Origin of the sequence: Vibrio sp. 10N.261.55.A10 (assembly GCF_041470825.1) — a bacterium.
In the GTDB taxonomy this organism is placed as follows: Bacteria; Pseudomonadota; Gammaproteobacteria; order Enterobacterales; family Vibrionaceae; genus Vibrio; species Vibrio crassostreae_C.
The window spans coordinates 52,215-75,169 of the sequence record NZ_JBFRNC010000011.1 but is presented as its reverse complement, the minus strand read 5'-3'; the positions used below and the strand labels follow the sequence as shown (position 1 = coordinate 75,169).

The following is a 22,955-nucleotide window of genomic DNA, read 5'->3' as shown; positions in this document are numbered from 1 at the left end:
AATTTGGTCTTAAAGTGACCACAAATCTATTCACCATCAAGTCCACGAATAGGCTTGATCGTCCCCCACCCTTTACATGAAGGGCAGTGCCAATACAAAGAGTGTGTCGAGAAACCACACTGACGACAACGGTAATGAGGCTTAACCTTAAGCTGTTCACCAACCATAGATTGAAGTGTGGTTAAGCTGTCTTTTGCTCGGCCTTCTTCTGCTTCCGCTAGGTGGTAATCGATTAATCGATAAAAACCTTTCATGGTTGGATTTTTAACAAGCTGCTTTGTCAGTAACTCTTGAGCAGAGCCTACATCTTCATGGTGAGCAACCAATTGCGCCAGCATCAGTTCGGCAGATACACCGGCTTTCTTCTGAATACACGCTTTGAGGAACTCGACCAATTGAGCTTCTTGTCCAAGCTTGTGGTAACACTCAGCAAGGGTTGGCAACACCTCACTGATAAAATCGATATCTTGTTCAAGTACCGATTCAAGACAATCAATTGTCTTTTGGTAATCTTCGTTCGCTAAGTGGAACTTCCCTAGTGCGATACTTGCGCGAACACATTTAGGGTCTTCAGAAAGCGCCTTCTTAAAATGCTGAAGCGCTTTAGAACGATTACCATCGGCTTGTTCTTGCATTGCAAGCTCACACCAGAAATGCGCGACTGTGGCACGCATCTTCATTTTTTTCTTGCCGAGCTTAACTAAGATATTTCCGTAATGGATAGCCTTGTTCCACTCACGGGTCTGCTGATAAATAGCCACCAACTGCTGTAAAGCGCCCTCTTTATGGTCAGGTTCTTCTACAAGTTGTTCAAAGATTTTTTCAGCGCGATCAAGGAAGCCAGAGACCATGTAGTCTTTAGCTAATTGTTGCAGTGCGAGATTTTTCTGATCGAGGGTAAGCCCCGAACGAGAGATGAGATTTTGGTGAATACGAATAGCGCGGTCGACTTCGCCTCTTGAGCGGAACAAGTTGCCCAAAGCCAAGTGAGTATCGATGGTTTCATTGTCTACTTGAAGCAGCTCAATGAAGTGATCAACCGCTTTGTCAGATTGGTCTGACAGTAATAGGTTCAAACCCGTCACGTATTGACGGGAGATCTGGTGTGATTGCTTTTGTTTTTCTTGCTGAGCATTACGATTACCCATATACCAGCCATAAGCGGCTGCGATGGGCAAAAGTAAGAACAGTAACTCTAACATCAAATATAGCCTTTAAGCTTTAGTATCAGCAGCGACCTGCTTTGATTGCTTATTGAGTTGCTTCTTCAAGCGATGAATTTTTAGCTGAGACCGCATGTGCATATTACCAAAGACTAACCAAGCAAGGGCGAAGCCTGAAACGAATACAACACCTAATAAACTTGATAGGTGGAAGTCACCTTGCGCTAGCAGATAGTTGAAATTCACAGTTGTTTGGTTTTGAGAGCCTAAAGCCAGTGCAATTAGGAAAAGTGCGATAACGGCGACTATTTTTATAATTTTCATAGTTCATCACTCATTGGTTGGTTAGCTGTACGATTATGCAGGAAAATTACTAATCAGACCACCATATTATGGTCATAAAAAAGCGGCATACATTATAGTATGCCGCTTTTCTTAATTCCGATAAGTAGGCTACATTCCTGAGTTTACTCGTTCACGCAGCTCTTTACCTGGTTTGAAGTGAGGAACGTATTTACCTTCTAACTCAACCTTGTCACCAGTCTTTGGGTTACGTCCAACACGAGGCTCACGATAATGCAGAGAAAAGCTGCCAAAACCGCGAATTTCGATTCGATCACCACTTTCTAGTGTTGAAGCCATATGCTCTAAAATGTCTTTTACAGCGTCTTCAATTTCTTTTGCAGAAAGATGCGTTTGCTCAGCGCACAGTCTCTCAATCAATTCAGACTTAGTCATAGTTACCCTCGTTGGTTTTCTTTTTAGAAATTATAGACCTATCGGAAAAATAAGCAAAAAAAAAGGAGCCTTACGGCTCCTTTCTTGGCTAGATAGCTATAATTCTCTTAATGAGAAGCTATTATTCGCCTTTAGCAGCTTTGAATGCGTCTGCCATTGCGTTACCGAACGCGCCTTCTTCAGACTTGTTCAGTGAAGCCATTGCTTCTTGCTCATCAGCTTCATCTTTAGCTTTGATAGATAGGTTGATTACGCGGTTCTTACGGTCTACACCAGTGAACTTCGCTTCAACGCTGTCGCCAACGCTTAGGATTAGAGATGCATCTTCGATACGGTCGCGAGAAACTTCAGAAGCGCGGATGTAACCTTCAACGCCTTCGATTAGCTCGATAGTAGCGCCTTTCGCGTCAACTGCAGTAACAGTACCGTTTACAAGAACACCTTTCTTGTTGTCAGCAACGTATGCGTTGAACGGGTCGTTTTCCATTTGCTTAACGCCAAGAGAAATACGCTCACGCTCTGCATCTACTGCTAGAACAACAGCAGAGATTTCGTCGCCTTTCTTGTATTCACGTACAGCTTCTTCGCCGGCAGCGTTCCAAGAAATGTCAGATAGGTGTACAAGACCGTCGATACCGCCTTCTAGACCGATGAAGATACCAAAGTCAGTGATAGACTTGATCTTACCAGTAACTTTGTCGCCCTTAGCTTGCATTTCTGCAAATGACTGCCATGGGTTAGCTTTACACTGTTTCAGACCTAGAGAGATACGACGACGTTCTTCGTCGATATCAAGAACCATAACCTCAACTTCGTCGCCAACATTAACAACTTTAGAAGGGTGGATGTTCTTGTTAGTCCAATCCATTTCAGAAACGTGTACTAGACCTTCAACGCCTTCTTCGATTTCAACGAAGCAGCCGTAGTCAGTTAGGTTTGTAACACGACCAGAAAGCTTGTGACCTTCTGGGTAACGCTTAGCGATTGCTACCCATGGATCTTCGCCTAGTTGCTTAAGACCTAGTGAAACACGAGTGCGCTCACGATCGAACTTAAGAACTTTAACTAGGATTTCGTCACCAACGTTAACGATCTCTGATGGGTGCTTAACGCGCTTCCAAGCCATATCTGTGATATGTAGAAGACCATCAACACCGCCAAGGTCAACGAATGCACCGTAGTCAGTAAGGTTCTTAACGATACCTTTAACTTCAGTACCTTCTTGTAGAGTTTCAAGAAGTTCGTCACGCTCAACACTGTTTTCAGATTCGATAACAGCACGACGAGAAACAACAACGTTGTTACGCTTCTGGTCTAGCTTGATTACTTTGAACTCTAGCTCTTTGTTTTCTAGGTGAGCAGTGTCACGGATAGGACGTACGTCTACTAGAGAACCAGGAAGGAAAGCACGGATACCGTTAAGTTCAACAGTGAAACCGCCTTTAACTTTACCGTTGATGATACCAACAACAGTTTCAGCTTCTTCGCAAGCTTTCTCAAGTACGATCCAAGCTTCGTGACGCTTAGCTTTCTCACGAGAAAGTTGAGTTTCACCGAAACCATCTTCAACAGCGTCTAGAGCTACGTCTACTTCAGCACCAACTTCAACTTCAAGTTCGCCAGCAGCGTTCTTGAATTGTTCAGCAGGGATAGCAGATTCAGACTTAAGACCAGCGTCTACAAGAACGAAACCGTTCTCGATAGCTACTACAGTACCTTTAACGATGCTGCCTTGTTGGAATTCAGTTTCAGATAGAAACTCTTCAAAGAGTTGAGCAAAAGATTCAGTCATTATTTAATCTTCAATAATTAAACGTCCATGGGTATCCTACCGCATGGGGTTGATAAATTCGCCGGTCATCATCCTTGCGACCAACGTTCGTACTAGCTCGGCGAAATTACCCAGCCAGTTTCGATTCAATATAGTGTAGTGCTTTTTCTACTACCTGCTCAATATTCATTGAGGTGGAATCAAGCACTAGAGCATCCTCTGCAGGGCGAAGTGGCGCCACTGGGCGATTACGATCTCGGTCGTCTCGCTCTTGGATCTCGCTCAAAAGGTCGTCAAATTTAACATCTAACCCCTTCTGTTGCAACTGTTTAAGGCGGCGACTCGCACGCTCTTCAGCACTTGCATCTAAAAATATTTTCGCTTCAGCTTCAGGAAACACAACCGTTCCCATGTCACGGCCATCTGCAACCAAACCAGGCGCAGCGCTGAATGCACGTTGACGACGAAGCAGTGCTTCGCGAACGCGAGGTAAAGCAGCAACTTTTGAAGCCGCCATGCCAGTCTCTTCTTTACGAAGTTCACCAGACACATCTTCACCTTCTAGGATAACCTTAACTAAGTCGCCTTCAGCAATAAACTGCACGTCTAAGTGTGTAGCAAGCGGTACTAAAGCATCCTCTGATTCAGTATCCACACCATGGTGAATTGCCGCTAAAGCCAATACGCGATAGATCGCGCCTGAGTCTAGAAGATGAAAGCCTAGCTTATCTGCTAGCAACATACACAGGGTACCTTTACCTGCACCACTTGGTCCATCAACCGTAATCACTGGGCTTTGAGAAGGCATCTTTTACTCCACGTTTTGTCGTAAGTTTTATTCTGTACTAGCGATTCGCCACTACTTTATAGGCGGCATATTATAGAGAAAAATTGGAACTCGAGCGAGGTAAATCTCAGATAATTCCGTGTTGATGATGCATAAACCAATGCAACTATCTCAATATCCGTTTGCTTAGGTTAATAAGACACGCACGCGCTTTTCGATAGCGCACTTTTCGATAGATAGAAAAAAGCCTCGCAATAGGCAAGGCTCATGATTTTTCATTTTGTAGAGCAAACAAGAATTCGCTCAAAGAAGCTTAACCAATAATAGCTCGAACCGCTTCTAGGTCTTCAGGCGTATCAACACCAGCCGCAGGTGCTTCCGCCGCAACGTCTACGTGGATTTTTTCACCGTACCAAAGTACTCGTAATTGCTCTAGGCACTCAATACGTTCAAGAGTGCTTGGTTCCCAGTTAATGTAGGTATTGATAAAACCCGCTCGGTAAGCATAGATACCAATATGACGAAGTAAAGGAGATTCCGCTGCAGTACCGTTGTTCGCGTAAGCATCGCGATCCCAAGGGATGGTTGCTCGGCTAAAATACAAGGCATAACCGTCTTTATCGGTTACAACTTTAACGGCATTAGGGTTAAACACTTCATCAGCATGAGTGATTTCCACACCTAACGTTGCCATCGGAGCTGTACTGTTAGCAAGATTGTTGGCAACCTGATTAATGATCGAAGGTGGGATAAGTGGCTCATCACCTTGAACATTAACGATAATATGATCATCAGGAATATTCATAACTTCAATCACTTCAGCTAGGCGTTCAGTGCCCGATTCGTGATTCGGTGATGTCATACAAACGGTCGCGCCAAATGCTTTAGCCGCTTTTTCAACTCGAGCGTCGTCGGTAGCGATAATAACGTTATCGGCACCCGCTTTCATTGACTGTTCGTATACCCATTGAATCATCGGCTTTCCACCAATGTCAGCAAGTGGCTTCCCTGGTAAACGGCTCGATTGGTATCTTGCAGGTATAACAACCGTATAAGACATTACTTACCCTCATCCATAGAAACGGTGCGAGCTTCAGGTTCTAAAAGAACAGGAATACCCTCTTTAATTGGGTAAGCAAGGCGATCAATTTTACAAACAAGCTCTTGCTTATCCTTGTCAAAAGTTAGTTTACCTTTACATACAGGGCAAGCAACGATCTCAAGTAGACGGTGATCCATAGTATTCCATAACCTCTTTTATTCTTTTTAAAATTTGCTGTTGCGAATCTTCATCGAACTGCGCAGAAACTGGAAGATACCACCAGTTATCTTGAGCATATTCTTCGCATTTTACAGCGTCTTTTTCTGTCATAATCAGATTCATACCTTTCTTAGCTAAGGCATGAAGTTCATCTTTATCAAAATCTTGATGATCGGCGAAACCCTGTGTGAATACCACATCACCATCAAGATCTTCCAATGTTTTAAAAAAGCGCGGTGGGTGGCCAATACCGGCAAAAGCAACCAGCTTCTGTAATTTTGCCACAGACCTTTTCTGACCAGTCTTTAGGTTAACTGCTTGGCTTGGAAGCAAAGACATCGAGAACTCTCGACCGTGCGCTTTACCGCCATTGTTTACCAAAAAGTCGACTTCATCTAAACGAGAAACCGGCTCTCGTAATGGACCTAAAGGAATCAAACTCTCACTACCAAAGCGTCTTGCGCCGTCGATAACTGCAAATTCAATGTCGCGTTCAAGCGCGTAATGCTGAAGGCCATCGTCAGTGATAATCACATCAACGCCTTTGCTCAGCAATGCTTTCACTGCGTTAGCTCGCACAGGGTCGACCGCGACTGGCGCACCAGTTCGCTTACGAATCAAGCGAGGTTCATCACCCGAATGCTCAGCTGGGGTATTTTCATCCAACACCAACGGATAGCTTGGTGCTTTTGCACCGTAGCCACGAGATACGACTCCGGGTTTAAAGCCGTGAGCCTGAAGCATCTCAACTAACCAAATCACAACCGGTGTTTTACCATTTCCACCAGCAGTAATATTGCCCACAACAATAACAGGTAAAGGCGGGCGGTAGGTCTCTTTATTCCCTGAGAGATAAGCGTCACGACGCCGACTACTGATCATTTTGAACAGCAGACTCAGTGGCCACAAAAGCGGCCAGAGAAGATATTTCAACGGGTGATTGTTAAACCAAATCTTTTCGATCACAACAAGACCTAATTTATCCGCTGAACTGAATTCGGTGTAATTGTGCATAAGCACCATCATGCGCGATTAGCTCAGCATGTGCGCCCCTTTCTACAATATGACCATCATCAACCACTAGAATCTCATCAGCTTGCTCGATGGTAGAGAGTCTGTGTGCGATAACTAATACTGTTTTGTCTTTCTGCAGTTCTTCTAGTGCAGATTGAATCGCTCTCTCTGACTCAGTATCCAGTGCAGACGTCGCCTCATCAAGAATCAGCACAGGCGCATCTCTTAATAAAGCACGTGCAATCGCAATACGTTGTCTTTGACCACCAGAAAGGCTTGCGCCATTTTCACCAACAACGGTATCGATGCCATTTTCCATGCCTTCGATAAACTCACTTGCATGAGCAAGCTTAGCCGCGTATTCGATCTGTTCACGTGAATACTGTTCTTCTGCTGCGTAAGCGATGTTGTTAGCCACCGTATCGTTAAACAGATGTACATTTTGAGAAACGAGCGCAAAGTGCTCACGCAGATTTCTCAATTCGTAATCACGAATGTCGTGGCCATCAAGCTCAATTGAACCAGAGTCTACGTCATAAAAACGAGTGAATAGGTTAGCAATGGTACTCTTACCCGAGCCAGATCGCCCAACAAGCGCAACCGTTTTACCTTTCGGTATATTGAAGCTGATCTTATCAAGTGCTGGTTTCTCTGCACCGTCATAAGTAAACGTGACATCTTTAACAGCCACTTCACCCATTACAGTTTCAGGTTTCAACGTCCCTTTGTTTTGCTCGGTATCTAGATCCATCAAGCCAAATAGAGTCGTACTCGCAGCCATACCACGTTGGAATTCAGACGTTACGTTAGTTAACGCCTTTAGCGGACGTAATAGACCAAACATTGCAGAGAAGACAACGGTAAACGTACCAGCAGTAAGCTCGGCTTTAATAGAATCGACACTAGCAAGGAATAGAACAACAACAATCGCAACTGATGCGATCATTTGAATAATCGGGTTAGCGGCCGCTTGAGCAGTGATTAACTTCATGCTTTGTTGGCGCATTTGGTTACTAACTTTATCAAAGCGGTGTTTTTCTAGATCTTGACCACCGTAAGTTAGAACCACTTTATGCCCTTTCAGCATTTGTTCAGCTGAAGAAGCAACGTGACCCATGCTAGTTTGCATGTTCTTAGAGATCTTTCTGAATCGCTTCGATACGATACTGATCGCCCACGCAACCAAAGGCGCTACAGCAAATAACACCAAAGATAACTGCCAACTATTCCAGAACATCAGCGTCAACAAGCCTATAATACTTGCACCTTCACGGACAATACTGACTAACGCTTTACTGGTTGCTGCAGACACTTGCTCTGAATCGTAAGTAATTCGAGATAGCAATGCGCCTGTCTGTTCTTTATCGAAGAAAGAAACAGGCATGTGCATGAAATGGCTGAAAATCTTACGACGAATTTCCATCACCACATTGCCAGAGACCCAACTCAAGCAATAGGTTGAAACAAAGCCACTGACGCCACGAACGAACATCATGGCAAAGATAATAAGTGGAAGTGTACGTAAAAAGTCAGATTCAGCATTACCAAAGCCTTCATCAAGTAACGGCTTTAGTAAGGAAATCATATAGGTATCAGAAACGGCATTTATAATAAGCGCAATTACCGCAACACCTAGGCCGGCCTTATATAATCGAATATAAGTCCAAAGTCTTTTAAATGTGACCCAGGTAGTTTCATCTGTTTGTGTTGACATAGAATCGCTTAATTTTCTCACAATAATCTATCTATTCTACTCCCTTACGGAGCATCTGCCTATACCACTGCCCGCCTTGTTGTTCTCTAATCGCATGATATTGCCAACCTTCTTTGCTAAGAGTGATGGTTATTTGTCCGCTTTCTCCAGTATCTAGCCAAGTACTCCCCGCTTCCTGATAACGTTCAATAACAAACTCACTCGGCATTCCCCACTGGTTGCCTTTGGCAAGAGAAGCTATCGCCAGCTGAGGAGACACCGCCTCAATAAACGACTTAATCGATGACGAATCGCTGCCATGATGCGGAACCAACATAACATCACTCCTTAGCTGTTCTCCTTCACGAGCAAGTAACCACTCACTTACCAGTTCAATATCACCAGTGAGCAACATTGAGAAATCAGCACTATGATCTGAGATCTTGACCACACACGAATGTGGGTTATACGCCCTCTTTACTTGCTTAGGCGGCCACAACACCTCAAAAACAACATCTTGCCAGTTCCAAACCTCTCCAATAGTACATGTTTGAATATTAGACGGGGCTTGAGTGATAGATTGGCGTTCTTGAATAATGTTCTGACTGGTTCTTATCCACTTTGGCGTATAGTTCTCAAGTAATGCCGGATAACCACCAGCATGGTCAGAATCGAAATGACTCACAATCACGCCTTCTAATTCATAAATCCCCCGCTGATTCAAAGTAGGAATCAACAAAGACTCAACAACCGAGCCTCCTGGCCACGCATTGCCAAGATCATAAACAACAATCTGATTGTTCTTTTCCAAGACCAAAGACAACCCATGCCCAACATCCAAGATATCAATAGTTAGTTTGTCTTGCTGGGGTTTGCTGAACTCCCACCACAGCACAAACACTGCAGTTACCAATATCGATAATGTTCGCTTGAAATACCGACTAACAAAGCTCAAAAACAAGATAAGGAATACTGATAATGCAATCGTCTGATTATCGACTTGGATCCAAAATCGCTCAGAGAAAGGAAGACTAAATACGAGAGGCTCAAGCGATAAGTCGACTAACTTCCACAGCTGACTGGCCAAATCATTGTCTAGCGCTGTTATACCAACCACGCCAGACACTGACTCCGATATTAAGCTTAGAAACATTGCCAGAAACAACAGCGGGATCGTCACCATCGATACCCAAGGCAAAAGGAACAAGTTGTAGAAAACAGAGACTAAACTGACTCCTTTGAAAAACAACATCGAGGAAGGCGCGATAAGGAATGTCAGCATCAGTTGAAGCTTAATAAGTTGGAGTGCGTAGTCGATAAATGTAAAGCTTGAAGCTGAGCGCTGAGTATTACAGGCGATATAGAAAACAGCGCCCAATGCACCAAAGGACAACCAAAAACTGCTCGACAAAGCTGAAAACGGCCAAATCAGCAGAACCACGCACACACTTAAAGTAACATACCGAAGCAAACTGATATTTTGCCCACGCCACAAGAAATAACTCGCGATAACGCACATCACCAAAGCTCTCAAAGTTGGCAGCGTGAATCCAGCAAACCAACTATAGAAATACGCCAAGCCGAGCCCGAATATTGTAGGTAACCAAAGAAATGAAGGGGAAAGTAACCTTAATATCTTGCCAATCTGATAGCCGATACCAAAGGCAATCCCAATATGCAGCCCCGAAATAGCCATCAAGTGAATCAGGCCACTGCTTTTAAGCATATCCCACCGCTGAGGCGGAATAAGGTCTCGATATCCAAAACTCAAAGCGATAATGAGATCTTGATTTGCCAGCAGACTTAACCTTTCAAGGCTGGCTTCAAACCATTGGGCGCGTAAGTTGGTGCTAGAATGAATTCGGTACTTGGTATCTGCTCTGTAAGTTGCATTGGCAACCACGCCAGCACTAAACAAGTACTTTTCTCGGTCAAAGCCGGCTTCGTTGAGTTTGCCCCATATCGGCTTTATTGAGGCCGATAAATAGACATCATCTCCAAGCGTTAGCTTGAAAGGAGTAAACAAACGCAATTTTATCAATTGAGGAAAGATTAATTTTTCGCCGCCAATTGATCTGACTACTATTACGCTTTCAAAACCGTGGCTATTTTCACTAAAAAGGCTAACAACCGACGCATTTATGGTAGTATTCTGCCCTGATTGGAATAAGCGACTCGTTTGTATTTCAATCGCATTCCCTAGGCAGATAACTAGTATCAATGCTGTTACTGGACCTCTTGCACTCCGGAAAACGCTATACTTTGTTGGTGCTAGCAGTAACAACAGCATCAATGGTGCCCAAACCCAATGTGGCATCACAGGCCAGAAGCTGGCAGACACAACTGTCGCAGCAAATGAAATCAAGAACCAAGTGTTAAACAAGAGAGTAGCTTCCTCCTATGCCAAGAAAGTTTATCAAACGATTTATGCCTGACCATGATCTAATCAAGCGTCAGAAAGCATTGAAAGTTTTTGGCAATGTTTTGTACAACCCCAACTTATGGTGCCTTAATCGTCGCTCTGCGGCTGGCGCGTTTGCTGTTGGGTTATTCATGGCGTTTGTCCCTCTACCAAGTCAAATGATTATGTCTGCAGGCCTTGCTGTTGCATGTGGCGTTAACCTGCCTTTAGCTGTCGCACTTGTTTGGATCAGTAACCCGGTTACCATGCCTGTTCTCTTCTACTTTGCTTATAAAGTCGGGGCGTTTGTTATGCATGTGCCACCGCAAGCCTTCCATTTCGAATTGTCTTGGGACTTCATCTTGGCGCAAATGAGCACTATAGGGCCTCCGTTCTTATTGGGTTGTCTGATTTGTGGCGTGGTTTCAGCAATGATTGGCTACTTTGGTATTCGCGGTTTATGGCGCTACTCAGTAGTAAGAAGTTGGAAGAAGCGACAAGCAAGGCACTGAACGCCATTTCTTGTTATTCAATTTAACCTTGTATGCGCTTCACTTAAAACGTACACAAGTTAAAATCGGATGAGCTACTTACCTCTGCAAGATTGGCATGTAACGAAAGTCGTAAAGAACACGAATTGAATTCAATAAAAAAGGATCCCACTGGGATCCTTTTTTGTATCGACTGAAAACTGACGGCCTGTTATTTAGGCGAATGCTATTTAGAACTCAGCACTGAGGCTGGATTCAACTTCGCCGCGCGTGATGCTGGGTACCATGTCGCCAGTAAACTCAGCACAATCGCAGTGCCGGAAACCACAACAACATCCGTCATATCAAGTTGTGATGGCAAGAAGTCGACAAAATAGATATCACCGGACAAGAACTGGTGATCGACCAACTTTTCAAGTCCTTTGATTAGTGTCGTGAGATTAAGAGCGACTAGCACACCTATTGCACTGCCCACTAAACTGCCTAACACGCCTGAGAATACGCCCTGCCAAACAAAGATGCGCTTCACAAGGCCGTCTGATGCACCCATGGTTCTTAAAATCGCGATCTCTGATGCTCTGTCTTTTACTGCCATCATTAGCGTCGAGACAATATTGAAACAAGCCACACCAATAACCAGTACCATCACCAGATACATGATGGTACGAACGAGTTGGATATCTCGATACAAGAAACCAAACTTCTGCTGCCAGCTTCGTAGATACACATACACATCAAGCTGATTGCCCACTTCACGCACAATAGAGTTCGCGTTCAGCACATCGGTCACTTTCAAAGAAACCCCAGTTACCGCCTCACCTAAGTTGGCGTAGACCTGAGCATCACCAATCGGGATTAGCGCCAAACTGTGATCTATCTGACCATTAAGCGTCAGCAAGCCAACCACTTTCACTCGAACACGTTTTGGTGCCTGAACCTTCACAGAACCGTTTACCGTCGGAATCATCAAAGTCAGATAATCACCGACTTTCGCACCCAGCACATTCGCTACACCAGAACCCAAAATGATCTGTTGTTGCCCTGCCTTAAACTCGCTCCAAGCTTGCTTATCGATAAAACTCGATAGGCTTGATACCTGTTGTTCTAGCTGCGGATCAACGCCGCGAACTTCAATTGCTTTGAGTTCTTTGCCCTTTTCAGCAAGCGCAGTAATTTTTACATAAGGCGCAGCAGCAACGACTTTATCGTGCTTAACCGACTCCTCAATCACGTGCTCCCAACGAGTCACAGGCTCATTCACGCCTTCAAATTCACCATGAGGAATGACAGAAAGTACTCGTGATTGAAGCTCTCGCTCAAAGCCATTCATCGCAGATAAGCCGATAATGATCACCGCGACACCAACCGCAATACCAATCGTCGAAGACAATGAGATGAACGACACCATCTTGTCTCGTTGTTTCGCACGGCTAAATCGGCCGCCTATCAATAGAGATAAAGAGGAAAACACTTAACTCTCCTCTTTTTCTACGTTGACCAGTAAACCATCTTGCATGTGAAGTTGGCGATCCATCTTACCGGCAAGTTCACCATCGTGAGTCACGACCAAAAAGGCAGTATCGTATTCACGGTTCAGTTCACGCATTAAGTCGTAAATAGACAGTGCGGTGTTATGGTCAAGGTTACCGGTTGGTTCATCCGCCAACACTAGCGCAGGCTTATTCACCAATGCACGAGCAATCGCCACACGTTGCCTCTCGCCACCAGAAAGCTCTGAAGGTCGGTGGTCCACGCGGTGACTCAATCCAACTTTGTCCAACAAACGTTGTGCTTCTTGCTTTGCTTTAGCGGGCTTTTCGCCGCCAATCAATAACGGCATCGCCACGTTTTCTAAAGCTGAAAAGTCAGATAGAAGATGATGGAACTGATACACAAAGCCAAGATGCTGGTTGCGAAGCTTCGCCTGCTTATTCGAACTCAAAGATGCTAAATCTTGACCAAGAAAACTCACACTGCCCGCAGAAGCATCGTCTAATGCGCCTAAGATATGCAGTAAGGTACTTTTGCCCGAGCCAGAGGTACCGATGATTGCTACTAGCTCACCCTTTTCGATGTCAAAGCTGACTCCCTTGAGCACCTCAGTATCTAACGAGCCTTCACGGTACGTTTTACGGATATCATTACATTGAAGAAAATTACTCATAACGAAGGGCCTCAGCAGGTTTCACAGACGATGCACGATAAGAAGGGAATACAGTGGCAATCAGGCTAAGTGCAATAGCCAGAACCACAACAACAGCGATTTGAATTGGGTTAATCAAAATAGGTAACTGACCACCAAACGAGAATAGAGCAACACCCATCGCTTCTAAAATCGGGTTAAGGTTCATTGCCAGAACAACACCTAGTGCGCCGCCGGATAGTGCGCCAATCACGCCACTACTCGCGCCCTGAACCATAAAGATGCCCATCACTTGGCCGTCAGTCATGCCCTGAGTTTTAAGTATCGCGACCTCAGATTGTTTCTCCATCACCACCATAATCAGCGCAGAGATAATATTAAATGCAGCAACCCCGATGATCAGACCAAGCATTAGGCCCATCATGTTTTTCTCCATACGAACCGCTTGGAACAGCTCGCCACGTTGGTCACGCCAATCGCTCCACAACCATCCATCAGGTAAGGGTTGGTTCGATAGTTCCGCGACTTCAAATGGGTCTTCAAAAAACAGTCGCCAACCTGAAATGGTGTCTGACTTATAACGCATCAAACGCCCAGCATCTTGGATATCCGTCACCATAAGTTGGGCATCAATATCCGAGCCCGTATTAAAGATACCAGCTACGGTGAAATTACGTTGGCTAGGAATACGCCCCAATGGTGTGTATTGACTCGCGCTGGTCACCATTAGACGAACTTTGTCGCCCATCGATACTTTTAGGTTTCTCGCCAGAGTATGACCAAGAAACAGCTGATATTGCCCAGCTTGAAGTGAAGACAAGCGACCCGCGATTAAGTGGTCTTGAAGTGGATCATCAGAATTGGGTTGGATGCCAATCAAAAGGCCAGCAGAAAGCTGAGCAGGGCTCTGAATCACTGCCTCACTGCGAACAATCGGTTCAACATGACCATTAAGCGAAATTTGTTCTGCGAAGCTTGGGGCTTTTTCAGAAAGTGAGGTCGTGCCTCCTTGTTCATAAACCACAGCCTGAGGAAGAACGCCGAGAATTCGGTCTTTTAATTGCGCTTCGAATCCATTCATTACCGATAAAACAGTAATCAAAGACAGCACACCAATGGTGATACCTGCCGTCGACATGTAAGAAACAAAACGGCTAAAGCGATCACCTGAACGGCCTTTCAAATAACGCAGGCCAACAAACATTGAAATAGGATGAAACATACTTTGAACCATCAAAAAGGGATGCGGGTTAATGTAACGGGTATTGCTGTTACTGTGTAGGGGGTAATTGAAAATATAGAGTGAATTAACTCAATTAGTTAGGCCTGAAAAACAGAACCCTGTCAAAACACCAAATTTCAAACAACTATTTGATAGTTTCAATTAACTGACCTTGATTACTGCGGCCACATAGCGATAATCAATAGATCACTTCAAGGAACTAACGCATGACAGAACAAGAGTTTTTCACCGTTCACCATAGCCTTACCGCTAATATTGAACCAATGGACAGCGGCTTCACTTTACCTTCTCAAATTCAATTCGAATCTGAGATCCCAGCACCATTTGTGGTGGCAAGTGAATTTAGCCAATTGGATCTGTTAGCTGACAGCGCTCGAGCGGAACTGAAAAACAGCGACTTGAAGAATGTCACCAGTTTATTGGATGCACAAAACTCAAAATTAAACCTCTTGTTGAGCTTTATGTTATCGCAGCAAGATGATGAGAAATTTCGCACTCACACCTATTCATTTGGTGCGAGTCAGTTTTCCTGCTTTTCAAAAGCAGACATCGAACCGGGTCGCTTAGTAAAAGCCAAACTTTTTCTAGAGCACCCAGCTGCAGCCATTTATTGCTACGCAGAAGTATTTGCTAGCGAGGCGAAAGACTCAGGTTTCGAAATCAAATTTAAATACGCTCATCTTCGCGATACCGACCAAGACCTGCTAATTAAAGCGGCACTTTATCAACAACAGAAACTCTTGCGTCAACGCTCTCTAGACCGAGATAACAAGTAAATTAACATGACCAAAAAATCCATATTTACACTACCTAAACTTAAAGGTGCCGGTGACAAAAAGCACATCGGTAACCTAGTCGGTTCGTCTCTCGCTCTTGCCATTGCCAAACTCGCAGAGCAACACAACAGCCATACCGTCTTGGCTGTACCCGACCCACAAGTGGCGCTTAAGCTTCAATCTGAAATTGAACAGTTTACGGCACATGAAGTCGCATTATTCCCTGACTGGGAAACGCTGCCATACGATAGCTTCTCGCCGCACCAAGAGATCATCTCAGATCGTATCGCACGCCTTTACGCACTGCCAACACTAAAAGATGGCATCACGATCGTTCCGATCAGCACGTTATTGCAACGCCAGTCACCGCGTGACTTTTTGCTACAACACACGTTAATGGTGAAAACGGGCGATCTCTACTCTTTAGAGAAACTGCGTCTACAGCTTGAAAAGTCAGGCTATCGTTACGTTGACCAAGTGTTTGGCCCCGGTGAATACGCAAGCCGTGGCTCTATTCTCGATCTGTTCCCAATGGGCAGTAAAGACCCGTATCGAATCGATTTTTTCGATGACGAAATCGACACTATTCGTACTTTCGATCCTGAAAACCAGCGTTCTATCGAAGACATCTCTGAGATCCGCCTGCTGCCTGCTCACGAATTCCCGACCTCGGAAACAGCGATTGAAGATTTCCGTATTCGTTGGCGCCAACAGTTTGATGCGCGCCGCGAACCAGAATCGGTTTATATGCAGGTTTCTAAGGGTACTTGGCCTGCTGGTATCGAGTACTGGCAACCGCTGTTCTTCGATCACACAGAAACCTTGTTTGATTACGTTGCCGATGAAGCGCAACTGCTGATTCTAGGTGATGTCGAGACTGCAGTAGACTCATTCCTAACGGACGTTGCTCATCGATACGAACAGCGCGGTGTTGACCCATTACGGCCACTTCTCACGCCTGAACAACTGTGGTTGAAGAAAGACGAGCTGTTCGCTCACTTCAAACAGAAGCCACAAGTTAACCTGAGTCTAGATTCGATTGAAGAGAAAGCAGGCCGCACCAACTTGCCTGTCGTGTCATTACCTGACCTCAGCGTTCAGCATCAAAATAAAGAACCTTTAGCTAACCTAAGAAAGTTCACAGAAGCCTTCGACGGCAAAGTAGTATTTTCGGTTGAATCAGAAGGTCGTCGTGAAGCGCTGAGTGAACTGCTTCGTGGTATTAAAGTACGACCAAGCGAAGTTGAAAACCTCGATGCCTCAATTAAAGGCAAAGACAAGTTCAGCCTCATCCTTGGCTCTGCTGAACACGGTTTTATCCATGAAGAGCAAAACATCGCCCTTATCTGTGAAAGCGACCTGTTGGGTGATCGCGTTGTTCAGCGCCGTAAGAAAGACAAAAAAAGTGTTAACAGCGACACTGTCATTCGTCACTTAGCCGAACTTAAACCAGGTCAACCTGTAGTGCACATTGACCACGGTATTGGTCGCTACATCGGCTTGCAGACACTCGAAGCCGGTGGCATGAAAACCGAATACGTGACACTTGAGTACCAAAACGATGCCAAGCTGTACGTGCCCGTTGCGTCTTTGAACCTTATTGGACGTTACTCTGGTGGCGCCGAAGATTCTGCACCGCTACACAAACTAGGTGGTGAGGCGTGGCAAAAAGCGCGTAAGCGTGCCGCTGAAAAAGTACGTGACGTTGCTGCAGAGCTGCTGGATGTTTACGCCAAGCGTGAGCTTAAACCTGGCTATAAATTTGTTTTAGATCGCGGGCAATACGCAACCTTCAAATCTGGCTTCCCGTTTGAAGAAACCGATGACCAAGCGATGGCCATCAATGCGGTTATGTCTGATATGTGCCAAGCCAAAGCCATGGACCGTTTGGTGTGTGGTGATGTTGGCTTTGGTAAAACCGAAGTCGCGATGCGTGCAGCATTCGTTTGTACCGACAACAGCAAACAAGTAGCGGTTTTAGTTCCTACTACTCTACTTGCTCAGCAACACTTCGAAAACTTCCGTGACCGTTTCGCCAACTTGCCGATTCGTGTTGAGGTTCTATCCCGATTCAAATCAGCTAAAGAGCAAAAACTAATCATGCAAGATGTCGCCGACGGTAAGGTCGATATCTTAGTGGGTACTCACAAGCTACTTTCGAGTGATATTAAGTTTAAAGACCTTGGCTTGCTGGTTGTCGATGAAGAACACCGATTTGGTGTGCGTCAGAAAGAGAAAGTGAAAGCGATGCGTGCGGATGTCGATATTCTAACGCTTACTGCGACACCGATCCCGCGAACGCTGAACATGGCAATGAGTGGCATGCGTGACCTTTCGATCATCGCTACACCACCCGCACGACGCTTGGCAATTAAAACCTTCGTTCGCGAGAGTGATGATGCCATCGTCAGAGAAGCGGTGCTGCGTGAAATCATGCGTGGTGGCCAGGTTTACTTCCTACACAACCAAGTCGACACGATTGAGAAAACAGCAGAGTCATTGCAAAAGCTGATTCCAGAGGCGCGCGTGACTGTAGCTCATGGCCAGATGCGAGAGCGCGAACTGGAACGCATCATGAATGACTTCTACCACCAGCGCTTCAACTTACTGGTGTGTACAACCATCATTGAAACCGGTATCGACGTACCAACGGCAAATACCATCTTGATGGACAGAGCCGATAACCTTGGTTTAGCACAGCTGCACCAATTACGTGGTCGTGTAGGTCGTTCGCACCACCAAGCTTATGCTTACTTGTTAACGCCACACCCTAAAGCAATGACCAAAGATGCGATCAAGCGATTGGATGCGATTGCTTCGCTCGAAGACTTGGGCGCAGGCTTTACCTTAGCAACTCACGATTTAGAGATTCGTGGTGCGGGTGAGCTGTTAGGTGATGAACAGAGTGGTCAAATCCAGTCAGTTGGTTTCACCTTGTACATGGAGATGCTTGAACAAGCGGTTGAAGCATTGAAGGAAGGTCGAGAGCCATCGCTTGATGACCTACTGCGTGAACAAACTGAAATTGAGATGCGTTTGCCAGCACTATTACCAGATGACTACATCCCAGACATCAATACACGTTTGTCTACCTATAAGCGTATTGCGAGTGTGAGTGACTCCGACGAATTGGCAGAGTTGAAAGTCGAGCTGATTGATCGCTTCGGCCTTCTGCCTGATGCAACCAAGAACTTGTTATCAGTTTCTGAGCTAAAATTAGCCGCAGCGTCTATCAAAGCGAAGAAAATTGAAGCCCACGATAAGGGTGGATTCTTAGAATTCTACCCGGATGCTGACATAAACCCGACCTACCTTGTTAAACTGTTGCAATCTCAACCGCAAAAGTTTTCAATGGAAGGACCAACAAAGTTCAAGTTTACGATACCATTGGTCGACAGACGGAAACGAATTCAATTTGTTAGTGATTTATTGGGCGAATTCAGACAAAACTTGCTGCCTTCAGCATAAGACCCAATCCACTTGCACATATAAATTATCCAGCCGGTAGTTCGGCTGGAAGACGGAGTAAAAATGAAAAGACTGATCCCACTGCTACTATTGTTCGTCTCACTGCCAAGTTTGGCGCAGAGACAATTTGATATAGAAGTGATCATTTTTAAGCGCGCTGTTGATGCAGAGAAGGTGAACGAATCTTGGCCAAATACACAGCCTAAGATTTCACTTGAACGCGTTGGTTCATTTCAAGATACCCAATACCGAGCAAAGAAAGGCGTTCAAATGCTACCTTACTCGGAATACAAGTTAACGCCTCAGAAAGACAAGCTACGTAAACACGCTGGCTTTGAAGTTCTGATGCATACCGCTTGGCGTCAAGGCGACCAAGGTAAGAGCTCGGCACCTGTTTTCCATATTCAAGCAGGTAAAGATTTCTCTAAACAGTTTAATGCTGATGGCTCTGAAAAAGGCGCAATCACTGCAGGCAGCGCTGATGGGTTCCAAGAAGAGACCATTGATAAGCCACTCTACGAATTAGACGGCAAGCTGCAAATCTACGTTCAGCACTACCTATACGCTGAAACGACATTAGATTTAAAAGCGCCAAGCGTTCGTGAAGTGACTCTACAAGAGCAACAAATCGAGCTAGATTCACCAGTAAGTGGCGCAGAAAGCAACGTCCAAGTGGGCAACCTAACTGAGATTTCTCCGAAGGTTGAAGTCCAAGAGTTCCTTAAGAGCTACCGCATGGACCAAAAACGTCGTATGCGCAGTACAGAAACTCACTACCTTGACCACCCACTTCTTGGAATGGTGATTCAAGTTAGACGTGTAGCGCAGTAAATTACTTGCCGATTCGGCTATAATTATATAAATAATTCAATCCGCCCTCCTAGTGAGGGCGTTTTATTAAGTGCTATCTATCTTTATTCTGTACTGACTTTCTTTGCTCAGTACTTACACGTTACTTGGTACGCTCTATGACCCCTGAATTTCAGATCAACACACAAAATCTTAGCCTTAAAATCATTGAGGCCTCAGATGCTCAAGAATTTTCTCAGCTGGTTAAGTCCTCCCCTAGCTTGCTGCCATGGGTCGACTGGTGTCATAAAGAGTTTTCTATCGTCGAGGCCGAGAAATTTATTCTGGCAACTCGCCTGAACTGGGTGAAAGCCGATGCGTTTGGCTTTGGCATCTTTGAACGAAAAAGCGATAAGCTAGTCGGTATGGTTGCCATTAATGAGCTTTACCACACCTTTAATATGGCGAGTTTAGGTTATTGGGTCGGTGATGACTTTCAAAGGAGAGGGATCGCCAAAGAAGCGATGTTCGCCCTATTTGAATTTTGTTTCGCGCAACTCAAGTTAACGCGTTTGGAGATTGTCTGCGATACCGAGAACCTACCCAGCCAAAAGTTGATCGAGAAGTGTGGCGCTGAGCGAGAAACCATTGCCCAGAATCGATTTCTGTTTAACGGTAAGCCGAAAGATGGCGTGGTTTATTCTGTGCTACCTCCAACGTCTTAACAGCAGAAATGAGTTCAACACCTGCGATAATCCATAATCGACACGATCAAAAAAGAGCTCCGAAGAGCTCTTTTTTATTATCAGCGTAATGCTCTGAGAAGGCTTACCTGATTAGTGAAGCTTTAGGTTTGGACGAAGTACACGGTTAATACGACCAACCAGCATCATCAGTGATGTTTTGATTAAGCCGTGAAGCGCCATCTGGTGCATGCGGTACAAAGAGATGTAAACCACACGAGCAATACGACCTTCGACCATCATCGAGCCTTTCGTCAGGTTACCCATCAAGCTACCTACCGTAGAGAAACGGCTAAGTGAAACTAGCGAGCCTTTGTCTTTGTAGATGTAGTCTTTCAGGTCACGACCGTTCAACTTAGCAATGATGTTGCTGAATGCACAGCTTGCCATTTGGTGAGCCGCTTGTGCACGTGGCGGAACGAATGAACCGTCTGCTTGTGTACATTGCGCCAAGTCACCGATTGCAAAGATGTTGTCATCCAGTGTTGTTTGCAGCGTGTTCTTCACAACCAACTGGTTGATACGGTTGGTTTCAAGACCACCGATATCTTTCATGAAATCTGGTGCTTTGATACCTGCTGCCCATACCATGATTTGAGCTGGGATCTTGTCACCATCTTTGGTTGTTAGGCCGTCAGAATCCGCCTGAGTCACCATCGTATTCGTACGAACGTTCACACCAAGCTTGGTTAGCTCAGAGTGTGCTGCACTTGAAATACGAGGAGGTAGAGCTGGAAGAATACGCTCACCCGCTTCAACTAGGTTTACGTTCAGCTTGCTTGAATCTAGGTCGCCGAAGCCGTAAGTACGAAGTTCTTTAACGGCGTTGTGTAGCTCTGCAGAAAGCTCTACACCAGTTGCACCAGCACCAACAATCGCGATGTCTACCGTGCCTTGACCGTTCTTAGCGTGAAGCTTTAAGAACTGATTGTTCATTTCTGTACGGAAACGGTGTGCTTGCTCTGGGCTATCAAGGAAAATACAGTTGTCACGAACGCCTGGAGTGTTGAAGTCGTTTGACGTTGAGCCTAGCGCCATCACTAGAATATCGTATTCAAGTTCACGGCTTGGCATCAGCAGTTCACCGTGCTCGTCTGTAAGCTCGCTTAGTGCAATCACTTTACGCTCACGATCGATGTCGTTCAGGCTGCCCATTTGGAAATCGAAGTAATGGTTTTTTGCGTGCGCACGGTAGCTTAATGCATCAACACCTTCATCCAGTGAGCCCGTTGCTACTTCATGAAGTAATGGTTTCCATAGGTGGCTTGCTTTACGGTCTACCAGAGTAATCTGGGCACGTTTCTTACGACCTAAAGTGCGGCCTAGCTTAGTGGCTAGTTCTAAACCACCAGCACCGCCGCCTACTACGATAATTTTTGTCACAATGACAATCCTCTACAAAATGAATAAATGGGGTTCGGCTCGATTACTCCAACCGATAAATTCTATGTATCTACTCGGCCTTGAATGCGAAGGCTGTTACAAATTGGGTTACCGCGAAAAAGAATAACGACAGCTCACCGAGTAGTTAGAGGGGTTACAAACAACAAATAATGGTTTGTTGCTTTGCTCACGTGGATATAAAAGGTGACTACCTGAGAGGCAGAACACAAATTATGGGCAAGTTTTTTCACTCGCTCTCAATTTTTTTTGATATTTGTCAAAATATTTTGCTTGGGAACATTATATATAGCAAAAAGATGACCGCAACAAAAAAATCCTTACCCTCAATGAGGATTCGCGACTAATTAGTTAACGTTTGAGCAAACTGATCTATAAATGCACAAACCGACCGATAAAACATATACAACTACTTTATCAATACCAATCTCTAAGATTCAGATGTGAAAAAGCAGCACTCATTGAGCACTGCTTTTATAAAACATCTGGATTGATTAAGCGTTTTTGAACGCTTTCATTGCTTGAAGATGTTGAGAGATCTTTTTGAATTTATGACTCTCTTTCTCATCCCAGATTACATCGTAGTAATCTTCTAGCGCGGCAGCTGTTTTGGTATTGTCGTGAATTTCATCTTCACGAGAAAGCACCACTAAACAGCGTCCTTTGTTTTTCATACGGTACTGAGCAACACATTTAGTTGCGATGTCTTCGTACTCTTCTGGACGGTCAATTCGACCTACCATGTTGTTCTCAGGGTGCAGATTAGGGTTGAACACCACCTGCTTAATCCCACATAAGAAACCAATACGCTCAGACCAAAAACCACCTAAACCTACACCACAAATAATGGGATGCGGATCATCGGATTGCTCTATCACCTTATGCACTTCTTTTAGCAGATGCTGCATATCGTGTTTTGGATGCAAAGTACTGTAGTTGATGAAACGAACGTCATCATCAATGAATTGCAACTGCAGTATTTTTTCGTGATTGCCCGGGCTTGTTGAGTCGAAGCCATGTAGATAGATAATCATTGTACCTCCCCCGTTGAATATTGGTACGTTTTGATCAAT

At 44.9% G+C, this 22,955-nt stretch carries 20 protein-coding genes; 5 read left to right on the top strand and 15 right to left on the bottom strand.

The window, feature by feature from the left end; translation table 11 throughout:
• Positions 1 to 26: 26 nt before the first annotated feature.
• The 10 genes from lapB to AB4274_RS03335 all read right to left on the bottom strand — a co-directional run bounded on the left by lapB (position 27) and on the right by AB4274_RS03335 (position 10,810).
• Complete coding sequence (gene lapB, locus AB4274_RS03380) at positions 27 to 1,202, bottom strand: lipopolysaccharide assembly protein LapB (RefSeq protein ID WP_017060240.1); 1,176 nt, start codon at positions 1,200 to 1,202, stop codon at positions 27 to 29.
• Between the two features lie 12 nt (positions 1,203 to 1,214).
• Entirely contained in the window at positions 1,215 to 1,487 is a 273-nt protein-coding gene (locus AB4274_RS03375) for a LapA family protein (protein WP_017066774.1), read from the bottom strand.
• A gap of 129 nt (positions 1,488 to 1,616) precedes the next feature.
• Positions 1,617 to 1,901, bottom strand: coding sequence for an integration host factor subunit beta (ihfB, locus tag AB4274_RS03370; protein WP_017060238.1), 285 nt, complete (start codon positions 1,899 to 1,901; stop codon positions 1,617 to 1,619).
• 121 nt (positions 1,902 to 2,022) lie between these two features.
• Entirely contained in the window at positions 2,023 to 3,693 is a 1,671-nt protein-coding gene (rpsA, locus tag AB4274_RS03365) for a 30S ribosomal protein S1 (RefSeq protein ID WP_010439921.1), read from the bottom strand.
• A gap of 106 nt (positions 3,694 to 3,799) precedes the next feature.
• Positions 3,800 to 4,480, bottom strand: a complete 681-nt coding sequence (cmk, locus tag AB4274_RS03360) for a (d)CMP kinase (protein WP_017060237.1) — start codon at positions 4,478 to 4,480, stop codon at positions 3,800 to 3,802.
• A gap of 292 nt (positions 4,481 to 4,772) precedes the next feature.
• A complete protein-coding gene (gene kdsB, locus AB4274_RS03355) occupies positions 4,773 to 5,519 on the bottom strand; it encodes a 3-deoxy-manno-octulosonate cytidylyltransferase (protein WP_017060236.1) in 747 nt (248 codons plus the stop codon).
• A complete protein-coding gene (locus AB4274_RS03350) occupies positions 5,519 to 5,698 on the bottom strand; it encodes a Trm112 family protein (protein ID WP_004736429.1) in 180 nt (59 codons plus the stop codon). The genes kdsB and AB4274_RS03350 overlap by 1 nt, the downstream gene beginning before the upstream one ends.
• Entirely contained in the window at positions 5,679 to 6,686 is a 1,008-nt protein-coding gene (lpxK, locus tag AB4274_RS03345) for a tetraacyldisaccharide 4'-kinase (RefSeq protein ID WP_372111076.1), read from the bottom strand. Before lpxK ends, AB4274_RS03350 begins: the two co-directional genes overlap by 20 nt.
• Positions 6,687 to 6,699: 13 nt before the next feature.
• Positions 6,700 to 8,448 (bottom strand): lipid A ABC transporter ATP-binding protein/permease MsbA, encoded by a 1,749-nt coding sequence (msbA, locus tag AB4274_RS03340; protein WP_017060234.1) that lies wholly within the window; start codon positions 8,446 to 8,448, stop codon positions 6,700 to 6,702.
• Between the two features lie 31 nt (positions 8,449 to 8,479).
• On the bottom strand, positions 8,480 to 10,810 hold the full coding sequence (locus tag AB4274_RS03335; RefSeq protein WP_372110993.1) for a DNA internalization-related competence protein ComEC/Rec2: 2,331 nt from the start codon (positions 10,808 to 10,810) through the stop codon (positions 8,480 to 8,482).
• Between the two features lie 17 nt (positions 10,811 to 10,827).
• Here AB4274_RS03335 and AB4274_RS03330 point away from each other — a divergent pair, with 17 nt between their 5' ends.
• Positions 10,828 to 11,340 carry a DUF2062 domain-containing protein gene (locus AB4274_RS03330; protein WP_017060232.1) on the top strand — a complete coding sequence of 171 codons (513 nt, stop codon included), beginning with the start codon at positions 10,828 to 10,830 and terminating at the stop codon, positions 11,338 to 11,340.
• A gap of 205 nt (positions 11,341 to 11,545) precedes the next feature.
• On the opposite strand, the gene lolE is transcribed toward AB4274_RS03330, so the two are convergent.
• The 3 genes from lolE to lolC are packed head-to-tail and all read right to left on the bottom strand — an operon-like array spanning position 11,546 to position 14,684.
• Positions 11,546 to 12,790, bottom strand: coding sequence for a lipoprotein-releasing ABC transporter permease subunit LolE (gene lolE / locus AB4274_RS03325; protein WP_017072111.1), 1,245 nt, complete (start codon positions 12,788 to 12,790; stop codon positions 11,546 to 11,548).
• On the bottom strand, positions 12,791 to 13,483 hold the full coding sequence (lolD, locus tag AB4274_RS03320; RefSeq protein WP_017060230.1) for a lipoprotein-releasing ABC transporter ATP-binding protein LolD: 693 nt from the start codon (positions 13,481 to 13,483) through the stop codon (positions 12,791 to 12,793).
• On the bottom strand, positions 13,476 to 14,684 hold the full coding sequence (gene lolC / locus AB4274_RS03315; RefSeq protein WP_372110990.1) for a lipoprotein-releasing ABC transporter permease subunit LolC: 1,209 nt from the start codon (positions 14,682 to 14,684) through the stop codon (positions 13,476 to 13,478). The genes lolD and lolC overlap by 8 nt, the downstream gene beginning before the upstream one ends.
• A gap of 227 nt (positions 14,685 to 14,911) precedes the next feature.
• On the opposite strand from lolC, the gene AB4274_RS03310 reads away from it, so the two are divergent.
• The 4 genes from AB4274_RS03310 (at position 14,912) to AB4274_RS03295 (ending at position 20,463) form a co-directional block, all read left to right on the top strand.
• Positions 14,912 to 15,481 carry a hypothetical protein gene (locus AB4274_RS03310; RefSeq protein ID WP_017065300.1) on the top strand — a complete coding sequence of 190 codons (570 nt, stop codon included), beginning with the start codon at positions 14,912 to 14,914 and terminating at the stop codon, positions 15,479 to 15,481.
• Positions 15,482 to 15,487: 6 nt separating this feature from the next.
• On the top strand, positions 15,488 to 18,949 hold the full coding sequence (gene mfd, locus AB4274_RS03305; protein ID WP_372110988.1) for a transcription-repair coupling factor: 3,462 nt from the start codon (positions 15,488 to 15,490) through the stop codon (positions 18,947 to 18,949).
• A 63-nt stretch (positions 18,950 to 19,012) separates the two neighbouring features.
• On the top strand, positions 19,013 to 19,780 hold the full coding sequence (locus tag AB4274_RS03300; RefSeq protein WP_371720822.1) for a peptidoglycan binding protein CsiV: 768 nt from the start codon (positions 19,013 to 19,015) through the stop codon (positions 19,778 to 19,780).
• Positions 19,781 to 19,917: 137 nt separating this feature from the next.
• Complete coding sequence (locus AB4274_RS03295) at positions 19,918 to 20,463, top strand: GNAT family N-acetyltransferase (protein WP_372110985.1); 546 nt, start codon at positions 19,918 to 19,920, stop codon at positions 20,461 to 20,463.
• Positions 20,464 to 20,574: 111 nt separating this feature from the next.
• Here AB4274_RS03295 and AB4274_RS03290 read toward each other — a convergent pair whose 3' ends face one another.
• Together AB4274_RS03290 and ycfP are read right to left on the bottom strand one after the other, a co-directional pair.
• Positions 20,575 to 21,864, bottom strand: coding sequence for an NAD(P)/FAD-dependent oxidoreductase (locus tag AB4274_RS03290; RefSeq protein WP_009847154.1), 1,290 nt, complete (start codon positions 21,862 to 21,864; stop codon positions 20,575 to 20,577).
• 512 nt (positions 21,865 to 22,376) lie between these two features.
• Positions 22,377 to 22,916 carry an alpha/beta hydrolase YcfP gene (gene ycfP / locus AB4274_RS03285; protein WP_009847155.1) on the bottom strand — a complete coding sequence of 180 codons (540 nt, stop codon included), beginning with the start codon at positions 22,914 to 22,916 and terminating at the stop codon, positions 22,377 to 22,379.
• Between the last annotated feature and the right edge of the window lie 39 nt (positions 22,917 to 22,955).

Excerpts from the sequence above, each read along its gene's own strand:
- lapB (WP_017060240.1), bottom strand. The coding sequence starts at position 1,202 with ATGTTAGAGTTACTGTTCTTACTTTTGCCCATCGCAGCCGCTTATGGC.
- AB4274_RS03375 (WP_017066774.1), bottom strand. The coding sequence starts at position 1,487 with ATGAAAATTATAAAAATAGTCGCCGTTATCGCACTTTTCCTAATTGCA.
- ihfB (WP_017060238.1), bottom strand. The coding sequence starts at position 1,901 with ATGACTAAGTCTGAATTGATTGAGAGACTGTGCGCTGAGCAAACGCAT.
- rpsA (WP_010439921.1), bottom strand. The coding sequence starts at position 3,693 with ATGACTGAATCTTTTGCTCAACTCTTTGAAGAGTTTCTATCTGAAACT.
- cmk (WP_017060237.1), bottom strand. The coding sequence starts at position 4,480 with ATGCCTTCTCAAAGCCCAGTGATTACGGTTGATGGACCAAGTGGTGCA.
- kdsB (WP_017060236.1), bottom strand. The coding sequence starts at position 5,519 with ATGTCTTATACGGTTGTTATACCTGCAAGATACCAATCGAGCCGTTTA.
- AB4274_RS03350 (WP_004736429.1), bottom strand. The coding sequence starts at position 5,698 with ATGGATCACCGTCTACTTGAGATCGTTGCTTGCCCTGTATGTAAAGGT.
- msbA (WP_017060234.1), bottom strand. The coding sequence starts at position 8,448 with ATGTCAACACAAACAGATGAAACTACCTGGGTCACATTTAAAAGACTT.
- AB4274_RS03330 (WP_017060232.1), top strand. The coding sequence starts at position 10,828 with ATGCCAAGAAAGTTTATCAAACGATTTATGCCTGACCATGATCTAATC.
- lolD (WP_017060230.1), bottom strand. The coding sequence starts at position 13,483 with ATGAGTAATTTTCTTCAATGTAATGATATCCGTAAAACGTACCGTGAA.
- lolC (WP_372110990.1), bottom strand. The coding sequence starts at position 14,684 with ATGTTTCATCCTATTTCAATGTTTGTTGGCCTGCGTTATTTGAAAGGC.
- AB4274_RS03310 (WP_017065300.1), top strand. The coding sequence starts at position 14,912 with ATGACAGAACAAGAGTTTTTCACCGTTCACCATAGCCTTACCGCTAAT.
- mfd (WP_372110988.1), top strand. The coding sequence starts at position 15,488 with ATGACCAAAAAATCCATATTTACACTACCTAAACTTAAAGGTGCCGGT.
- AB4274_RS03300 (WP_371720822.1), top strand. The coding sequence starts at position 19,013 with ATGAAAAGACTGATCCCACTGCTACTATTGTTCGTCTCACTGCCAAGT.
- AB4274_RS03295 (WP_372110985.1), top strand. The coding sequence starts at position 19,918 with ATGACCCCTGAATTTCAGATCAACACACAAAATCTTAGCCTTAAAATC.
- ycfP (WP_009847155.1), bottom strand. The coding sequence starts at position 22,916 with ATGATTATCTATCTACATGGCTTCGACTCAACAAGCCCGGGCAATCAC.